This window comes from Mucilaginibacter daejeonensis (assembly GCF_020783335.1).
GTDB lineage: Bacteria > Bacteroidota > Bacteroidia > Sphingobacteriales > Sphingobacteriaceae > Mucilaginibacter > Mucilaginibacter daejeonensis.
Map to the genome: position 1 here is coordinate 1,486,854 of NZ_CP086068.1, position 17,761 is coordinate 1,504,614.

19 protein-coding genes are annotated in these 17,761 nt (G+C 50.0%); 4 read left to right on the forward strand and 15 right to left on the reverse strand.

Features of this window, described 5'->3' with window-relative positions:
• Positions 1–143 precede the first annotated feature (143 nt).
• The 5 genes from LLH06_RS06430 to LLH06_RS06450 are packed head-to-tail and all read right to left on the reverse strand — an operon-like array spanning position 144 to position 6,079.
• Positions 144–1,745, reverse strand: a complete 1,602-nt coding sequence (locus LLH06_RS06430) for a sodium:solute symporter (RefSeq protein ID WP_228172441.1) — start codon at positions 1,743–1,745, stop codon at positions 144–146.
• A gap of 20 nt (positions 1,746–1,765) precedes the next feature.
• Entirely contained in the window at positions 1,766–2,911 is a 1,146-nt protein-coding gene (locus tag LLH06_RS06435) for a four-carbon acid sugar kinase family protein (RefSeq protein WP_228172442.1), read from the reverse strand.
• The gene (gene pdxA / locus LLH06_RS06440; protein ID WP_228172443.1) at positions 2,908–3,951 is read right to left on the reverse strand and encodes a 4-hydroxythreonine-4-phosphate dehydrogenase PdxA; all 1,044 of its coding nucleotides are present in this window, start codon (positions 3,949–3,951) and stop codon (positions 2,908–2,910) included. Before pdxA ends, LLH06_RS06435 begins: the two co-directional genes overlap by 4 nt.
• Complete coding sequence (locus tag LLH06_RS06445) at positions 3,944–4,882, reverse strand: dihydrodipicolinate synthase family protein (RefSeq protein ID WP_228172444.1); 939 nt, start codon at positions 4,880–4,882, stop codon at positions 3,944–3,946. Before LLH06_RS06445 ends, pdxA begins: the two co-directional genes overlap by 8 nt.
• A gap of 39 nt (positions 4,883–4,921) precedes the next feature.
• The gene (locus LLH06_RS06450) at positions 4,922–6,079 is read right to left on the reverse strand and encodes an iron-containing alcohol dehydrogenase (RefSeq protein WP_228172445.1); all 1,158 of its coding nucleotides are present in this window, start codon (positions 6,077–6,079) and stop codon (positions 4,922–4,924) included.
• 328 nt (positions 6,080–6,407) lie between these two features.
• Here LLH06_RS06450 and LLH06_RS06455 point away from each other — a divergent pair, with 328 nt between their 5' ends.
• On the forward strand, positions 6,408–7,280 hold the full coding sequence (locus LLH06_RS06455; protein ID WP_228172446.1) for an AraC family transcriptional regulator: 873 nt from the start codon (positions 6,408–6,410) through the stop codon (positions 7,278–7,280).
• Between the two features lie 448 nt (positions 7,281–7,728).
• On the opposite strand, the gene LLH06_RS06460 is transcribed toward LLH06_RS06455, so the two are convergent.
• A complete protein-coding gene (locus tag LLH06_RS06460; RefSeq protein WP_228173276.1) occupies positions 7,729–8,148 on the reverse strand; it encodes a secondary thiamine-phosphate synthase enzyme YjbQ in 420 nt (139 codons plus the stop codon).
• A 120-nt stretch (positions 8,149–8,268) separates the two neighbouring features.
• Here LLH06_RS06460 and LLH06_RS06465 point away from each other — a divergent pair, with 120 nt between their 5' ends.
• Complete coding sequence (locus LLH06_RS06465; protein WP_228172447.1) at positions 8,269–9,489, forward strand: GAF domain-containing sensor histidine kinase; 1,221 nt, start codon at positions 8,269–8,271, stop codon at positions 9,487–9,489.
• A gap of 78 nt (positions 9,490–9,567) precedes the next feature.
• Here the strand turns inward: LLH06_RS06465 and LLH06_RS06470 are convergent, their stop codons facing one another.
• The 3 genes from LLH06_RS06470 to LLH06_RS06480 form a co-directional block, all read right to left on the reverse strand.
• Positions 9,568–10,041, reverse strand: a complete 474-nt coding sequence (locus tag LLH06_RS06470) for a VOC family protein (RefSeq protein ID WP_228172448.1) — start codon at positions 10,039–10,041, stop codon at positions 9,568–9,570.
• 252 nt (positions 10,042–10,293) lie between these two features.
• Entirely contained in the window at positions 10,294–11,034 is a 741-nt protein-coding gene (locus LLH06_RS06475) for an SDR family oxidoreductase (RefSeq protein ID WP_228172449.1), read from the reverse strand.
• An 81-nt stretch (positions 11,035–11,115) separates the two neighbouring features.
• Positions 11,116–11,691: a Crp/Fnr family transcriptional regulator gene (locus LLH06_RS06480; RefSeq protein WP_228172450.1), complete on the reverse strand. Its 576-nt coding sequence runs from the start codon at positions 11,689–11,691 to the stop codon at positions 11,116–11,118.
• A 90-nt stretch (positions 11,692–11,781) separates the two neighbouring features.
• Between LLH06_RS06480 and LLH06_RS06485 the strand changes: the two genes are divergently transcribed.
• Positions 11,782–12,084, forward strand: coding sequence for an ArsR/SmtB family transcription factor (locus LLH06_RS06485; RefSeq protein WP_228172451.1), 303 nt, complete (start codon positions 11,782–11,784; stop codon positions 12,082–12,084).
• An 18-nt stretch (positions 12,085–12,102) separates the two neighbouring features.
• The gene (locus LLH06_RS06490; protein ID WP_228172452.1) at positions 12,103–13,209 is read left to right on the forward strand and encodes an NADH:flavin oxidoreductase; all 1,107 of its coding nucleotides are present in this window, start codon (positions 12,103–12,105) and stop codon (positions 13,207–13,209) included.
• Between the two features lie 81 nt (positions 13,210–13,290).
• Here LLH06_RS06490 and LLH06_RS06495 read toward each other — a convergent pair whose 3' ends face one another.
• The 6 genes from LLH06_RS06495 to mgtE form a co-directional block, all read right to left on the reverse strand.
• A complete protein-coding gene (locus tag LLH06_RS06495) occupies positions 13,291–13,725 on the reverse strand; it encodes a DinB family protein (RefSeq protein WP_228172453.1) in 435 nt (144 codons plus the stop codon).
• A gap of 8 nt (positions 13,726–13,733) precedes the next feature.
• Entirely contained in the window at positions 13,734–14,522 is a 789-nt protein-coding gene (locus LLH06_RS06500) for a PhzF family phenazine biosynthesis protein (protein WP_228172454.1), read from the reverse strand.
• A gap of 21 nt (positions 14,523–14,543) precedes the next feature.
• Positions 14,544–15,194, reverse strand: a complete 651-nt coding sequence (locus LLH06_RS06505) for an ATP-binding cassette domain-containing protein (protein ID WP_228172455.1) — start codon at positions 15,192–15,194, stop codon at positions 14,544–14,546.
• A complete protein-coding gene (locus LLH06_RS06510; protein WP_228172456.1) occupies positions 15,194–15,496 on the reverse strand; it encodes a hypothetical protein in 303 nt (100 codons plus the stop codon). Before LLH06_RS06510 ends, LLH06_RS06505 begins: the two co-directional genes overlap by 1 nt.
• 115 nt (positions 15,497–15,611) lie before the next feature.
• Positions 15,612–16,112, reverse strand: coding sequence for a hypothetical protein (locus LLH06_RS06515; RefSeq protein WP_228172457.1), 501 nt, complete (start codon positions 16,110–16,112; stop codon positions 15,612–15,614).
• A gap of 74 nt (positions 16,113–16,186) precedes the next feature.
• Positions 16,187–17,548 (reverse strand): magnesium transporter, encoded by a 1,362-nt coding sequence (mgtE, locus tag LLH06_RS06520; protein WP_228172458.1) that lies wholly within the window; start codon positions 17,546–17,548, stop codon positions 16,187–16,189.
• Positions 17,549–17,761 lie beyond the last annotated feature (213 nt).

The window sequence follows — 17,761 nt, forward strand, 5'->3', positions numbered from 1 at the left end:
TTGCTTGAGTTCCATCTGGAAAGGTGGTCGGTGACAACACCAACCACAAGCTTCAAAAGTGCAGTGTCAAAAGATCACTACGACCTTAACATAGCACGGTCAACACAAGGCAGAGCCTTGCGGTAGCCGCTTGCTCGAGTTCGTTAATTCTTCGCTTCCGTTGATTCCGGTTTAGACAACTTTTCCAGTCTTTTCTCCTCACGTTTGCTTTCGCGCCAGCCGCTGTAGAGCAGGTTGCGGTCGAGGTCGGGTTTGGGGAAGAATAGGCTGGCCAGTGAGCCTACCACGATCACTACCACATGGCTGTAAACGCCCAGCATTAATTTGTCGTGGGTAAAGTTAAAGCGACCCAGATCAAGCAGTAAGGTCTTGTGATCACCTAAGCCGATAGGGGTGGAGGTCAGGAAAGCGTACGAGGTGAAGATCACGCATACTACAATAGCGATATTGATGCCCTGGCGGTTAGCGCGGGCATTGAACAAGCCCAGCAGAAAGATACCGACTATGCCGCCCGAAAAGATGGCGTAAAGCGTAAAGATCACACCCAGCACACCCTCGTTACCTAAACTGGTATACAGTATACCAATGCCCATGGAGAGCAGGCCGGATAAGATCACGGTAATGCGTCCGCTTTTTAGGTATTCGCTGTCGGGGCGGTTGGGACGCAACTTTTTGTAATAATCCTCCACACATACCGCAGCTAAGGAATTAAGATCAGCACTAAGGCTACATACTGCGGCCGATATCATGGCCGAAAGAATAAAGCCTACTACGCCCACCGGTAGTTGGGTAATGATGAAGTAGGGGAAAACCCCGTTGGCGGTGATACCTTCAGGAAGAGGATTCTGCTTATAAAATACGAACAAGGCGGTACCGATCAGCATAAAGATGGTCCAGGCCGGCACAGTGAGGATGATGCCCAATAACGAGGCGCGGATGGCGGCCTTATCGCTGCGGGCGGTCAGGTAACGTTGCACCACGGTTTGGTCGGTTCCATATTTTTGAATGGCGTAGAACGCGCCGTTGATGGCCATCACGATAAAGGTGAGCTTGGTGAAGTCCACATCATACGGACCAAAGCCGGTATGGCCGCCTTCGGAAGCCACCCGCCATATCTCGGGCAGTCCGCCCTTGATCGAAAAGTAGAGGACGCCAATACAAATGATCCCGCTGGCAAAAAGCATAAAGCCCTGGAACACATCGAGCCAGATCACGGCCTCTATACCGCCCATCAAATTCACGGCAATGATAATGAGCCCTACCACCACAATGATCATGGTGGTGTTGCCACCGGTCATGCTGCTCAAAGCCACCGCCAGCAAAAAGAACACGGTACCCATGCCCGAGAACTGCCTCAACACAAAGGCTATAGAACTGTAGTAGCGGGCCAGCGAACCAAAACGTTTCTCGAAATATTCATAAGTGCTAAGCCCGATAACCTTTCGGTAGAGTGGTACGATGAACCATATCGCACCTAACAGAACGATGGGGACCATAAGTCCCTGCACCAGTTTTAGCCAGTTGGAGGCATAGCCCTCACCGGGGTAGCCTAAAAAAGTGACACTGCTAATGAGCGTGGCCAGTAATGACATACCGATAGCCCATGCAGGAACACGGCCCTTGGCGGCAAAGTATTCTTGTGTACTGTTCTGGTTACGGGCGTAGCGTAAGCCAAAGTATAGCGTAAGCAGCAGAACAGCAATAATGATCGAATAATCGATCACACCTAATACCGGCTTCATCATTTAAATTGGTTTATAACGGTTCAAAACGCCCACACCTCATTGCTCCACTTATAGCTGCCGGGCTTAAGGGTGATGTGCAGGTCGGGATAGGTAGGTGCCGCATTGCGTATCACACCCGCCGTCAATTCCTGGGTCGGAAAAATAGAATTAATATTCAACTCTTCCAAAATGGCCGCCGCAGTTGATCCTCCCTCGATCACCAGTTCACGAACGATCATTTGATCGAATACCGCTTTTACCGCAAGCGCCATTTGTATGCGCAATTGTTTGGCGCTGTAAATTTCTTCGCCGGTTTGCGGTATGGCCATTACTGCCTTGCCATGTTGTTGCAGCATGACGGCTACTTCGCTGGTCCATTCCTGTAGTAGATCAGTGTTCGTATCGCCGTGGTTGTGCATCAAAGCAGCTGGCATGTAACAAACCAAGCCTTTGTCGGCGTGCAGCTGGCTGATCAGCTGGGCGCTTTGCTCAAAAGTGCTCCCGCTTACATATAATATTGGCGACCGTAGGGCTGCTGGTTCCGTGTCGTTAACGGTCTTCTCACCGAACGATTGGTCCATGCAGGCGGTAAAAAAAGCCGCGGCCCCTGCCAGCAACACATCATTCTGCATATGGTGTGTCCACTTATCTATATCATCCATCGTGGCTGCTTCACCTACCACTACGCCTGTTGAGGGCAGTGGTTCGGTATAAGACTGCACGATCACTTCATTATTGAAACGGCTTGCCACATGCGCATCCGTAACCGGGAACTCAGGATCATACCCAAAGCTGGTGCTATGCAAAGGCTCACCATGCACATAGTAATGACCGCCTACCAGCGTACGGCCCAAGGCCGGGTTAGCCGGAACGACCAATGTTTTTTGTAGCTGCATGGCCTCGCATTGTGCCTTGATCTCGGCCAGTACGTGCCCGCGCATCACCGAATCTATCTTTTTGTACCATAACTGCGGATGCAGGGCCTTCAATGCGTGGCTAACCTCGCTAACCTTGGCAACCGCCTCGGCTTGAGTGATAGAGCGTGCATCGGTATCGATCACCACCATGTCGGCCTTGGTATCGGGGTCAACTGTTTTGGCTATCTCTACCTTGAGGCCGTAACGCAAACCAATGCCGCCGATCTCGGCCGCGCCGGTCAGGTCATCCGCGATCACGGCTACCTTCATGCAGTAGCGGTGGTTTTATGGTGAGCCAGTTGTACGGCCGACTCAATGGCCAGCACCATAGCATCGGCACTGGCAATGCCTTTGCCGGCTATCTCGAAGGCGGTACCATGATCCACCGAGGTACGAATGATCGGTAATCCCATGGTGATGTTCACGCCTTTCACGCTGTCCATTTGTTTCTTTTCCGGATTCCATTTAAAGCCTGAAAGCTTGAACGGAATGTGGCCCTGGTCATGGTACATGGCCACCACACCACCGTAATAACCGGTGGCCGCTTTGGAGAACATGGTATCGGCCGGTACGGGGCCTTCCACATCATAACCCAAAGCTAAAGCCTCTTGTACGGCTGGTAGGATCTCCATATCGTCTTCGGTACCGAACAGGCCGGAATCGCCGGCGTGCGGGTTCAAACCGGCGATGCCGATCTTTAGATTCGTCTCGCCCAGGCTTTTCATGCCATTGTATAGCAGTTCGGTAACTTCAAGAATGCGCTCTTTTTTCACCAGATCACAAGCCTGGCGCAACGATACGTGGGTAGATACGTGGATCACTTTCATGTTATCCTCCACCAGCAGCATGGCGTATTTCTTGGTGCCGGTGTATTCAGCATATATCTCGGTGTGGCCGGCGTAATGGTGCCCGGCCTCGTTCATCGATTTTTTGTTAAGCGGACCAGTGACCGTAGCATCGATCTCGCCTTTCATGGCCAGCTCGATCACTTTGGTAACCGAGGTAAAGGCCGCATTACCCGCCATGGCCGATACTACGCCGAACTCCAAATTCTCGAGGTCAACGTTCTTGAGATCGTATACATCGATATTGCCGTACTCAAAACGAGCTTCCTGCACGCTTTGGATCGGGTTGATGGTCACGTCCAAATTCAGTTTCTGGATGATGTGCTCAAAGGTAGCAGCATCGCCCACCAGCAGGGGCTGGCATATATCGTAAATATGTTTATCGGTAAGCGCTTTGATCGCGATCTCGGGACCAATGCTGGCCGGATCGCCCATGGTGATACCTATAACGGGTCTGTTAGACATGACTTGGTTGATTAAGTGATGATCTTTCTTGTTGTAGCAATTTATGATAGGCCAGGATGATGTTCTTCTCATCCTGCTCATGCATGGCGGTAAGCGGCGGCATCATGTGATGTTCGCATAAGCCCTGATCGTGCATTAAGGTCTTTAACGCAGCCAATGATTCACCCAGTGTGCGGCCTGATTGATAGAGGTTGCCTACGGCATCACTCAGGTGCTGATAATGGTCGGCCTTTTTCGTATCGCCTGCGTTAACGGCCTTTGCCATTTCGCAATAGATCTCGGGGGCCAGGTTGCCGGTGCTTGGGATCAGTCCGTCGCCACCGTTGAACAGGGCATGAGCCGATCGCGCTGCCCAACCTAAAAAGTGACTAAAATCCGCACGGCCCGACCATAGTTGCAACGAACGGTCGAGGCGGCTCTCGCTGCGCTCCGAATCTTTGGTGCCCACGATGTGTTCATGATGGCTTAACTCATCGATCAGCTCGAGAGGGATCGACATATGCGTGGTGGCCGGTATGTTGTAAATGATGAGCGGACCTTGTATGACATCGGCCAGTTGGATGAAATAGGTCTTCATCTGCTCCTCGCTCAAATGGTAGTACGTTGGCAGGGTGGCGGCCACGGCATCGGCGCCGGCATCAAATGCACGTTTGGCCAACTCCACACTCACGCTGAACACGTTGCTGGAAATGCCCACGTACAGGTGCGAGGCCGGGTTACGGGTGGCTGCGGCCTTTTTGATATAAGCCTGTTTAATATCGGCCGAAATGGAGGCCGACTCGCCTGTGGTACCTAATATAAAAGGCAACGCCTGGTTCTTTTCAAGGTTGGCGAAGATCCGCTCCACCGCGCCTTCATCTAACTGATGGCGGGCCGTTAACGGCGTGATCACCGGAACAATGGTGCCTTTATATTTCTTCTGTATCTTCATTGATATGTTTTGTTCCGGCAAGGGCCGGTAGTGTTCGTTCTAATCTCCGTAAGCTGCGGTAAAAATGGCCACAGCATCATCGAGCGTTACAGGGCGTGGGTTGTTGACCAGTAAGCGCTGGATCAGCATGGCCTCCTGCGCCATTTGTGGTATCGAGTCTTTGGATATACCAACCTCTTTCAGGGTCGATGGGATGTTACAGGCCGCAATGATCTCCCGGATCTTTTCGATGCCTGCTTTGGCCGTGCTTAAATGATCGGCCTGGCGCTCGCAACCTAAGGCTACCGCCACACCGGCATATTTTTCTGGCGCTGCCGGTACGTTAAATTCCATCACATAAGGCAGCAGCAAGGCGTTCGATAGCCCGTGTGCTAAATGGAAGGTACTACCCAGCGGGTATGATAAGGCATGCACCGCGGCCGTATTCACCGGGCCTAAACAAAAGCCACCCAGCATACTACCCATGGCCACCTTTTCGCGGGCATCGGCGTTGCTGCCATTGGTCACGGCCTCGATCAGATTATCGGCAATAAGGCGCATACCTTCAAAGGCATACATGTCGATGAATGGCTGCGCAAACTTATTGGTATAAGCTTCAAGGCAGTGCGTTAGGGCATCTAACCCCGTAGCGGCGGTGATGGCCGGTGGCACGCTGATGGTCAGCATAGGATCCACATAAACCACATCAGGTACTAAGTAAGGGCTGATGATACCTTTCTTTTGATGCTCATCATCTACCAAAATAGCGTTGGGTGATACCTCGCTACCTGTGCCCGAAGTGGCCGGCACACAGATCAGTTTGATGTTGCGGCCTTTCAACAACCCGTTACCCACGATCTGTTCAAGGGTTTGGTCATTGTCCAATTGAGCGGCCACCAGTTTAGCGATGTCCAGCACGCTTCCTCCACCAATACCTAAAACCACTTGTGGGATGGTGGTACTAAGTTGGTTCAGTAAATTCTTGAGGTCGGCAAATGAAGGTTCAGCTACGATGCTGGTATCGGTACGTACGGTGATGCCCGCACTTTGCAATTGGCCTATGAATGGTGCCAAAGCATCAAGCAGCGGCGTGATGGTGATCACCAGCACTTCCTGAACGCCGGGGCCGATCACCTCGGTGGCCAGATCGTTCAGGCAGCCGTTACCAAATACCAGTTTACCCGGGAAGTGGATCTTTAAATGTTGAAGTTGAGCCATATATCAAGTATAAGCGTACAGGATCTGCTTTGCGGCACCCTTTAATGGATCAAAGGGCAGCGCTGCAGTACATGGCCATAGCATATCCATCAAAAAGCGGCCGCCAGCGTTATTGGGGCGCTTTGTAACTTATATCATGTACGGTGTGTAGTTAGACCTATTGGTTACGCTTACCACAAAACTATCAAAGGTTGAGGCTTGAACTTTGTATTATTTTTTCTACAAATGATAGCATTTTAGCATAGATCAGCGCTTAGAGTTCGATTTAATGAATAATTTATATAATATTGACTTTTATTTGTAGTTAAAGGTTTTAACAGCACCAGTTATGAAACCCCTGTACCGGAAACTTCCTGGAAAGATAGAAAGTTCGTTCAGCGTAAGGCACGATGTTGCGCCCAACTATGGCAATATATGGCATTACCATGCCGAGTTAGAACTGCACTATAATATACAGGGGGAGGGGGTACGCTTTATCGGGGACAACATCGGCAACTTTGCCCCGGGCGAACTTATTTTATTGGGCGAGAACCTGCCGCATGCCTGGCGCTGTCGTGAAGAATATTATCAGGCTAACGCGGGCCTTAACATCGAGGCGGTGGTGATGCACTTTTTACCTACCTGCCTGGGCAAGGATATACTGGCCTTACCCGAGACCTATATGATCCCCAAGCTTTTCGAGCGGGCTAAAAGCGGCATGATCATTACCGGGCAAACCAAGGAGCGGGTGGTCGACCTGATGAAGGCGGCTCTTGATGCCACCAACATTGACCGGCTGATCATTATGATGAGCATCCTGAAGCAGTTGGCCGAGACCCAAGAGTACAAGCCGATCGTTAATGAGATCAGCGCCTTTCAACAAAATACCGATCTTGATGATAAGCGTTTAAGCAATATATACACTTACACGCTGTCAAATTACAAGCGCGATATCACTCTTAAAGAGATATCGGCCCTGAGCAATTTGAGCGTCACCTCGTTTTGCAGGTACTTCAAGCTCATGACCAACAAAACGTATTACGACTTTTTGACCGAGATACGCATCAGCCATGCCTGCAGGCAACTGGTTGAGAACAAGCTCACCACCGAGCTCATCTGCTTCAACTGCGGCTTCAACAACATCTCCAATTTTTATCGCCACTTTAAGAAGATAAAAGGTGTTACACCGGTGGAGTACAAGCGCAAGTATTTAAATTATTGATCAAGATCTTTAAACATCCAGTCATGCCGAACTCGTTTCGGCATCTCACATGCTAAGTGGCCAGTCGTTCACTTGTCCAGATAGATGCCGATATGCATCGGCATGACGTGGGATAAGGTGTTTTAATATAGTCAATTGTCATGCTGAGCGTAGGCGAAGCATCCTATAAGACTGGCTGGCTCATCGCGTATTGAAGATGTTTCGACTACGCTCAACATGACAGGATTAGGGGATGAATTCAAACAGTACCGTCATGCTGAACTTGTTTCAGCATCTCACATGCTAAGTGGTCCGCGTGCTCACTTGTACTGAAAGATGTCGATATGCTCAACATGACAGGGGCGAGTTGATGACGATACTACATGCAAATAATATGCAAGGTCCACTTGTCCAGAGAGATGCCGATATACATCGGCATGACAGGAGGGCGCAAGATCCAAGTGTAACTTTACTCACCCCAAACCGTTACCATCACACTTCTGCTGCCGCCATGGTCGCGGTGCTCGCATAGGTAAATGCCCTGCCAGGTGCCTAAGGCCAATCGGCCGTTGGCGATGGGGATCATCACGCTAAAACCCAATAATGAAGCTTTCAGGTGGGCCGGCATATCATCCGAGCCTTCATAGTCATGCAGATAATCGGGGTCATTCTCTGGTACCACTTTGTTAAAGTACATCTCAAAGTCCTGCCTTACGGTAGGGTCAGCATTTTCGTTAATGGTAAGCGATGCCGAAGTATGCTGAATGAATACCTGGCACATGCCCGTGCGGATATCATGAACGGGTAATGCTTGCAGCACCTCGCTGGTAATGAGATGAAAACCTCTTGAACGGGCTCGTAACTGTATTTGACGCTGATAGATCTTCATCATTTTTTTGCAAAGTTTAAAAATAGCGAATTCTGGAGTTGAAAATATGAAACCTTTTTACTGATCTTTAAGTAAACAGCCTCGACTATTTTTGTAACCCTTTTAATTATTAGCTAAATTATGAACGGTGTAATGCCCATGCCTGCCAACGAGTTAGAAAGGCTTAAAGCGCTGGCCGACCTGGATCTTGATTATTCAAGTTTGAATGACAATCTGAAAAATCTGAGTAAACTGGCGGCTAAAATAGCCGGAACGGATATCTCCATGATCAACCTGATCGACTCGTTCACCCAATGGACGGTTTCGAATTACGGGCTCGATCTTGACCAGATGGACCGCGAAGACTCCATATGTCAATATGTAGTAGCCGGTGGTCAGGACGTGGAGGTACCTGATCTGCAATTGGACGAGCGCTTCCGTGAGAAGGACTACGTAACAGGCGACCCACAGGTGCGTTTCTATTATGGCGTGCCTTTACAGGCGGGTAACGGCGTGCATTTGGGTGCATTATGTGTCATGAACAAACAGCTGCACCAGCTATCGCCCGAAAAGATCGAGATGCTGCGCATCATAGCCGACGAGATAGTGAACCGCCTGAAGGCCATGAAAGTGATCGAGAATATGCGCGTGAAGATCAGCGAGGCCAATGAGAATCAGCGTCGTGTCGCACATGACATTCGTGGTCCGTTGGGTGGCATTATTGGCTTGGCGCGCATCATTAGCGAGCAGGGCGATGAGAATACCATGGACGAGGTGTTGGAATTTATTGACCTGATCCAAAAAAGCGGTCACTCGATATTGGAACTGGCCGACGAGATACTGAGTATAGATGCCAAAGCCAACGAGACCAAACTGGCGGCCAACGAGTTCAATCAGATCACACTGAAAGAGAAACTGATCAAACTTTATACACCGCAGGCGGTCAACAAAAAGATCAATTTTTCGGTTGGCACTTGTGCCAATACGCAAACCATACCATTCCTTAAAAATAAGCTGTTGCAGATCGTGGGTAACCTGGTTTCCAACGCGATCAAGTTCACCCCGGCTGATGGTTTTGTGAAAGTAGAATTACTGATCGGCGGGCAGGAAGGGAAGCAGGATCTCAAGATAGCCGTCACCGATTCGGGGGTGGGTATAGGCAACGAGAAGATACAACAGATCCTGAGCGGTAAAGGCGAATCGACCGATGGTACAGGGGGTGAAAAGGGTTACGGGTTTGGCCTGGCGCTGGTGAAACACCTGGTTGAAGGACTTAAAGGCGAACTTACCATCATATCGCAGCCTGGTACAGGCACTACCTTTGAGGTGAGCCTCCCTCAGGGGGCAAAGCCTGCGAAATAATATACATAGCTAACGCCAGCTGTGACCACCCTGCATCAGGCGGGGAGGAGGTCATAGCTGGCGTTATTCTTTAACTGATCAGGCCTCATCATAGGCACGTTGCAGTTCTGCAATGTCCAGTTTAACCATTTTCATCATGGCCTGCGTGGCCGCCGCAGCTTTCTTAGGATCTTTAGCGCCTATCGCACTTAACAGCATTTTAGGCGTGATCTGCCAGGTCACCCCGAACTTATCGGTAAGCCAACCGCATTGCATGGCCTTGCCACCGTCCAGCAAATGATCCCAGTAATGATCGATCTCGTCCTGTGTTTCGCACTCGATCATGAACGATACTGCGGGCGTGAATTGTGTATATGGACCGCCGTTCATGGCAATAAAGTCCATCTCATTAAGCCTGAAACTGACAGTGAGCACCGTGCCGGCTGGTAAGGGCATGTTCTCGCCATAACGTTGTATGTGTTTGATCTGCGAATCCTTGAAAATAGACACATAATAGTTGACCGCCTCTTCGGCGTTTTGGTCGAACCATAAAAAAGTGGTGATCTTTTGCATATCCCTGTGTGTTTGGTCGGTGTTTGGTATATCACAAATATACCTTGACGAGGCTTATAGCGTATGGGTCGATCGCGACAATGTGTAGGGCAAAATGCGAAGTGAACATGCCTTTTGGTGATAAGGGCGCTATAAATAGGGTGTTTTAACGGTGATAGCCCAACACCCTCAAGGTGTATCTTTACGGCACCAACCTAATTCTTACACAGTATGTGAACACGAGCTTAAGCGTAATGCTTAGGCTTTGTTTTTTTATACCAGTACCGCCCCGCCATCCACAATGATCACCTGCCCGGTGCCAAAGCGCTGTTTCATCAGGTACAAGTAGGTCAACGCGATATCATCGGCTTCGCCCACACGCTCTACTAACAGAGAATTGCCCACCGTGTTGTAATATCGCTCACGTTCATCTTCTGGTATGCTATCCCACAAATTGGTACGAACCACACCTGGCGATACGGCGTTCACTCTTAACGGGGCCAGCTCCACCGCCATGGCCCTCATATAGCCTTCCATTGCGCTTGTGATGCTTGATCCCAACCACCATCCTTTACCCGGCCTGCAACTGGCTATACCACTGGTGAGGGTTATCGACCCGGCTTTATCCAGATAAGGTGTTGCATACTTTACGGCGGCAACAGCTCCCCAATAGCGGATCATAAAATACCGCTGCGCCCTTTTAAGGTCTGTATCCTTTAGCTGATCAAGTACGATGTTCTCACCGGCGGTGTACACAAGGTGGTCAAAGGCCCCGTTCTGCTCAAAGAATGTTTTGATATGCTCTTCATTACTCAGGTCGACCACTTGCGCTGCGCTATTTGCGGGCAGTTGTGTCAAGGCCTCATTGAGGCGTTGTGCATTGCTGGATACGATGGTCACTTGCGCGCCCTCATTGGCCACGGCTTTAGCGGTGGCCAAGCCTATGCCTGAGCTTCCGCCCATGATCACTACCTTTTGGTTCGTCAATGTGTTCTCTGTTTGCTCTTTCATCATGTTATATTATATATATCGATGATGCAAAATTGCGGCGGAGCAGAGGCACATCAACTTAACAAATGGTAAATACGAACGCGGCTAACGCAAATTTTTGCGAATGCGGCTGAGCGACTGTGGCGTGATGCCCAGGTAGGAGGCGGTATCGGCCATTGACACGCGTTGAGCGATGTCAGTTTGCCGTTCTACGAATAAGCGGTAACGCTGGGCCGAAGGGTGACCAAGGTACAAATTGCGTATGGCGATCTTATCGATCAGCGCTTGCTGCGTGATCTGGTCGATCAGCGTTCGCAGGTATGGCAACTGTTCGTAAAGCTTCAGCAGCGCCGTGCGGCCAATGGCCAATACTTCAGCATCACATGCGGCCTGTATGCTTTCCATTGCGATCACCTGGTTATGAAAGCTGTTGAGGATGGTGCAAAATTGATCCTCTTTCAAAAAGTAATGCGTGATCTCGACACCCTTTTCATTGGTCACCATGATGCGTAGCACGCCCTTTACAATGAAGAACAAGTTGTTACTGATATGACCAGGTTTCAACAGTACCGATCCTTCGGGATATACATGCTGCTCAAAAGCACCGTTGATCAGCTCCTGATCAGGTAACGGGATGTGGCGATAATGCTGCAAAAAAGCGATCAAAGCGTTGGCGGCCATGGCGCTAAATTAATCATACTCACTTTCATAACATTGTCATCTATCAAATGATCATAGGTATATCGGGAAATCCCGATATATATTTGCATCATGGAGCAACACCTAGAGGTCTTCAAGGCCCTATCCAACAAGACCCGCTTGCAGATCCTGTGCTGGTTAAAAGATCCTGAACTGAACTTTCCGGATCAAAAGCAATATGGCTTTGATCACGGCGTATGCGTGGGGCAGATACAGAACAAGGCCGGAGTAACGCAATCTACCGTGTCGGAGTACCTGTCGGTGTTGCAACGCGCCGGGTTGGTCAAGTCTACCCGCGTTGGGCAGTGGACCTACTACCAGCGCAACCCCGAAGCATTTGAAACAATCGGCCAACTGATCGCCCACGAACTTTAATTATAACAACTACTACAAATGGAAACTAATAGCTTATTCAGGCCGTTCAGCCTCAAAACATTGAACATACGTAACCGCATCGTGATGGCGCCCATGACGCGTTCATTTTCACCCAATGGGGTGCCTACCGATCAGGTGGCGGCCTACTATCAAAAACGTGCCGAAGGCGAGGTGGGTCTCATCCTGTCTGAAGGTACCGTGATCGATCGCCCGGCATCATCCAACGACCCTAATGTACCTCACTTTTATGGTGAACAGGCTTTGGCCGGATGGCAAAAAGTGATCAACGGTGTACACCATGCAGGTGGCGCCATGGGCCCGCAGATCTGGCATATGGGCGTGATGGACGGACATGCATCAGGCTGGGTACCGCCAACACCTTTTGAAGGTCCGTCGGGTTTAAATGCGCCCGGCTCACGCAAAGGTGTGGCCATGTCCGATTCTGACATAGCCGATACGATCGCTGCTTTTGGCCGTGCTGCTGCGGATGCCAAACGTTTGGGTTTTGATACCGTTGAGTTACATGGTGCCCACGGTTATTTGATCGATCAGTTCTTTTGGGACGGTACCAACGAGCGTACCGATAGCTGGGGCGGCAATACACTGGCCGAGCGTACGCGCTTTGGCGTAGAAGTGATCAAAGAGGTGCGCAGGCAGGCCGGCGACGACCTGGCGCTGATCATCCGCCTGTCGCAGTTCAAGCCATCTAATTACGAGAATAAAACGGCTAAAACACCTCAGGAAATGGAAGAGTGGCTTACCCCGTTAATCGATGCGGGTGTTGACATTTTGCACTGCTCACAGCGCCGTTTCTGGGAACCGGAGTTTGAGGGTTCGGACCTTAACTTTGCGGGTTGGGCTAAAAAGCTCACAGGTAAGGCCACCATCACTGTGGGTTCGGTAGGCTTAAGTAACGATTTCTTTAACGCCTTTGCCGGCCAAAGCGCCGAGCCAAGCTCGCTTGACGAGTTGCTGCGCCGCATGGACCGTGGCGATTTTGACCTGGTGGCCGTTGGCCGTCCGTTGCTGTCAGACCCGTCATGGGCCCAAAAGATCAAGGCCGGACAAATGGATGATCTTAAAGGCTTCAGCAAGGAAGCCCTGAGTGAATTGGTTTTAGGATAACGCTTTAACTATACAAATAAAACCAAGAACGGCCACCCGAAAAGGTGGCCGTTCTTGTTTAGTTCAGCCTGTGCAAGTTCTCTAATCAATGATCTGTTTCACATGATGCTGCAAATGGTCCACATAATCAGTGAATAAATACTCGAGCGTTAATTCCTCATTATGGCTACCAATGTAGATCTTACTCCAGGTATCCTTATCAGCATGTAGGGCTAAATGCAAGAGGTGTTTGTTCAGCGAGTGCCATAGGGTGACCAGTTCCTGCATATCATAGCTTTGATATTGCTGTATCGCTACAAATCGGTCCTGATCGTAACTGATGCGAGGTGGAACGTCGGCTTGCGCACGTACGAACCTTTGTATGTTCACCATAGCTGAATCACACAAATGACCAAGTATCTCCAACTTTGACCATTTGCCTTCCGGTCTGTCCAAAAGCAACGATTGGGGCACGTTATTCAGCTCATTGGGCAATTGATGACAGATCGATCTTAGGGTGTTGATCACCTTTTCCATGCTGGGAACTAAATGTATATGTCACCTTTCAAATAGGTCACCGCTTTTCCACTCATGAGCACGCGGTCGCCCTTAAGTTGGCACCACAGCTCGCCGCGGCGGGCTGATACCTGGTAAGCATGCAACTCGGTCTTACCCAGTTTATCGGCCCAGTAGGGGATGAGGTTACAATGTGCCGAACCGGTCACCGGGTCTTCGGCTATGCCGGCTGACGGGGCAAAAAAGCGGGATACAAAGTCGGCCTGATCACCGGGTGCGGTAACGATAACGCCTACTGTATCAACCTTGGCAAGGGCCATAAAGTCGGGCTTCATGGTAGTGATATCATCCTCGCTACCGTAAACCAGCATATAATCACGGCCACGCAGCACATCGATCGGGCGTTGATCGCCCAAAGCCTCGAATAAACCCTCCGGCAGTTCGGCAGGGTTGGCTGGGCGCGATGGAAAGTCGAGCGTGTAGCGATCACCTTCACGGCTTATCACCAGGGTTCCGGCTTTTTCGGTGCTGAAGTGTATCTCTTGTTCTTTGTAATTCAGTTCAGTGAACAGGATATGGGCGCTGGCCAGCGTTGCATGGCCGCAAAGGTCGATCTCATATTCAGGGGTGAACCAGCGCAGGTGATAGCCTTGGTCGGTCTTGACGAAAAAAGCGGTCTCGGCCAGGTTGTTCTCGGCGGCTATCTTTTGCATCAGGGTATCAGGCAGCCATTCGGTAAGCGGACAAACAGCCGCCGGGTTGCCGCCGAACAACTGATCGGTAAAGGCATCGGCCTGATAAATGGATATTGTGGTCATATAAAGTAAGGTAAATGTGGGTTACTTACCGCTAATATAGCCATATGTGATCAACTCGTCCGCATCGGTCACTGATCTTGTGGCACCATTTTGCAGTAATACGAGTTGGTCGCTGATCTCGAGTATGTTCTGGTATTGGTGGTCGGTCACGATAAAACCTTTGATTCGGCAGCGTTCACGGATAATCGCCTTGATCTCGTCGGCCTGTATGGGTGATACGTGAGTGAACGGCTCATCGAGCAGTATGTACGGCGCTTTGCTGTACAATATCATCAGCGTTTCCAACTTGCGGAGCTCACCGCCGGAGAGTTGCCCCGGCTTATTAAGTCGGAATTTTTGATACACCTCGTGCCGGGCAAAGTTGTCCCAGTCATTCACATCCACCAGCATGCGGGCCGATCGCTCGATGGTCTGGTGTGTTGGTAAATAACCATGCTGTGGCAAGTAGGCGATGTGCCCACCGGCGTAGCCCTTTTTTACATGCTGACCATCTATATTGATGTATTTATAATGCGGTTCCAGCGTGCCAAAGATCACCTTTAACAGGCTTGATTTACCACTGCCATTGCGCCCCAAAAGTCCCGTTACCTTGCCCGGTTCTGCTTCAATGTAAATGCTTTGCAGCACCTTGCGGCCATCGAACTCGAGGTATATACTATCGGCCTTAAGCATTATTTGGTGAGGAGGAGACAAACGGTAGCCACTGTGACGAACGCCAATAGGTCGGCCGCTAAGGCCAAGGCGTATACCCTGCGCATGGACGTGCCGGCATTACGGTAATAAAAGTATTCCTGCGGATGAAGATAGTGCTGGTAGAATACCATGCCGCCATAGCTTAATAATTTAGTAGGCAAGGCCAGAAATATCGCATCAGCTGTGCCCACTATCAGGAACAGGCCAAATGCCGTGAAGATCAAATGATAATACAAGAATGGCCGGTAAAATTGCCAGGTAAGCGTAAGGCTGCGGTGCATAAAGTAAGGTCAATGATACAAGAACTTACATTGGACCATAAAAGTATAACGGCCATGCATAAAAAAGCCGGGCTAGTGTTAAGCCCGGCTATGTAATAGGTATCAGTAGAGTAACTTATTGACGGAATGCAGAGTAGGTACCTGCGAATACCAGCACGCCGATGATGATCAAAGCATAAAGCGACAGGAATACGATGGCCACGATACCAAAGAACTTAAAGAAAGATTTAAGCTTACCCATGGCCGTAGCGATATCATCGTTACGATAGAACAGGATACCGCTTTTGGCCTTCTCGCTGAACTGGTAAAGGTATAATGAAGGCATCAGGTATATCAAACCCAAAACCACATAAATACCACCCAGGAAACCGCCTGCTGAGGGTGGCATAGCTGGCTGACCGGTCATAGCTGCCGACATAGTGCTCATTCGTGCGATAAAACTGCCGGCAAATATGCCGCCCAGTACCATAAGTGCTGTGCCGATGAAGCCTAAAATGCTGAGGAACTTGCTCCATTTGGCAGCGATCTGTAAATAGTATTGTGCCTCCTCGGTGAAGAGCATGTTCTTTTCGGGTTCAGGGGTAAAGTGTTCGGGTGTTACCGGTGTTTCTTCCATTGTTGAGTGTTGTTAGGGTGATGCCTTAAAGCTAAACAACAATAGGTTAGGAAACAATAGCCGCCCGCCAGCCGCTAAATATTCATGATGGATACGGCGATGGAGAAGTAAATGATCAGGCCGGTAACATCTACCAGTGTGGCCACAAAAGGGGCCGATGAGGTTGCCGGGTCCAGACCGATACGTTTCAGGAAAAGCGGAAGCATGGCGCCCGCCAGCGATCCCCATAGCACGATGCCTACCAGTGCAAGGCTCACGGTGAAGGCCACCGCCACCCAATGCGGGCCGTACATGGTGCTGAACAGCGTTAATACCCAGATCCTGAAAAAGCCGATCACGCCCAGGGTGAGGCCCAGCATCAGGCCCGATATGATCTCGCGGCGCATCACACGCCACCAATCGGCAATGGTGACCTCGCCCAGTGCCATGGCCTGTATGATCAGGGTGGAGGCTTGCGATCCGCTGTTGCCACCACTTGAGATGATGAGCGGGATGAATAGCGCCAACACCACTGCCTTAGCGATCTGTCCTTCAAAATAACCCATGGCCGTAGCGGTTAGCATCTCTCCTAAAAAGAGGATAACCAGCCAACCCACGCGTTTTTTGACCAGCCGGAATAGCGAAATGTCGAGGTATGGCTCATCCAAGGCTTCGGTACCACCGATCTTCTGGATGTCTTCAGTGTATTCCTCGTTAGCTATCCACAGGATGTCATCCACCGTAACTATACCCAGCAAGATTCCGTTGTTGTCGGTCACCGGCAGGGCCACGCGGTTGTTCATCCTAAACACGTTGATCGCTTCCTCCTGCGGGTCATTCACGTTCAGGGATATCGGGCGGTCGTCCATCAGGTCGCTCACCTTGGTGGCCGGGTCTACCAGTAATATCTCACGTATACGAATATCATCCAGCAGCACGCCGTTATTGTCGATCACGTAGATCACATCGATCGTCTCGGAGTTCTTGCCATAGCGGCGAATATGCGATAGCACCTGCACCACATCCCAGTCCTTTTTTACCACCACGTAATCGGGCGTCATCAAGCGGCCTACGCTGTCTTCCTCGTAACCTAACAGGGCAAGGGCTTCCTTACGATCATCGGGTGGAAGGTGCAGGATCAGCACTTTAACGGTCTCGCTGTGCAGTTCAGAAAAAAGTGCGGTACGGTCATCGGGCGGAAGCTCGTTGATCAGTTCGGCGATCTTAACGCCTGAAAGTTTTTTGAGCAGTCGTTCCTGTGTAGGGAAATCGAGGATCCTGAACACGTTGACCGCCCGGTTGAGCGATAGGATCTCGATGAAGTGGGGGGCATGCTCGGGCAGTTCGTCTATCAGTTCTTCAACTTCTGATATGTTAAGGTCGTTCAAATAGTCACGTAACTGCTGTTCATCATTGTTTTCCAGTAACAGTTCTACTTGATCCACCATTTCTTGCATATCCCGACCCTCGTGTTTACATTTTTATACTTCAAATAGGCTTTTTGCCAACGCCGCAAAAGTCGTTTATTTTTTCAAATTTCGAGGCCGTTTTTATATTATCTTTGCGGGAATTTTTAGTGGTGGTTAAGTAGTTGACCGGTTAAGCTGTTAAGTGGTTATTAAACCGTACTTAAAGCTTCAAAGTTTTAACTTATTTAACTTAATGAACCA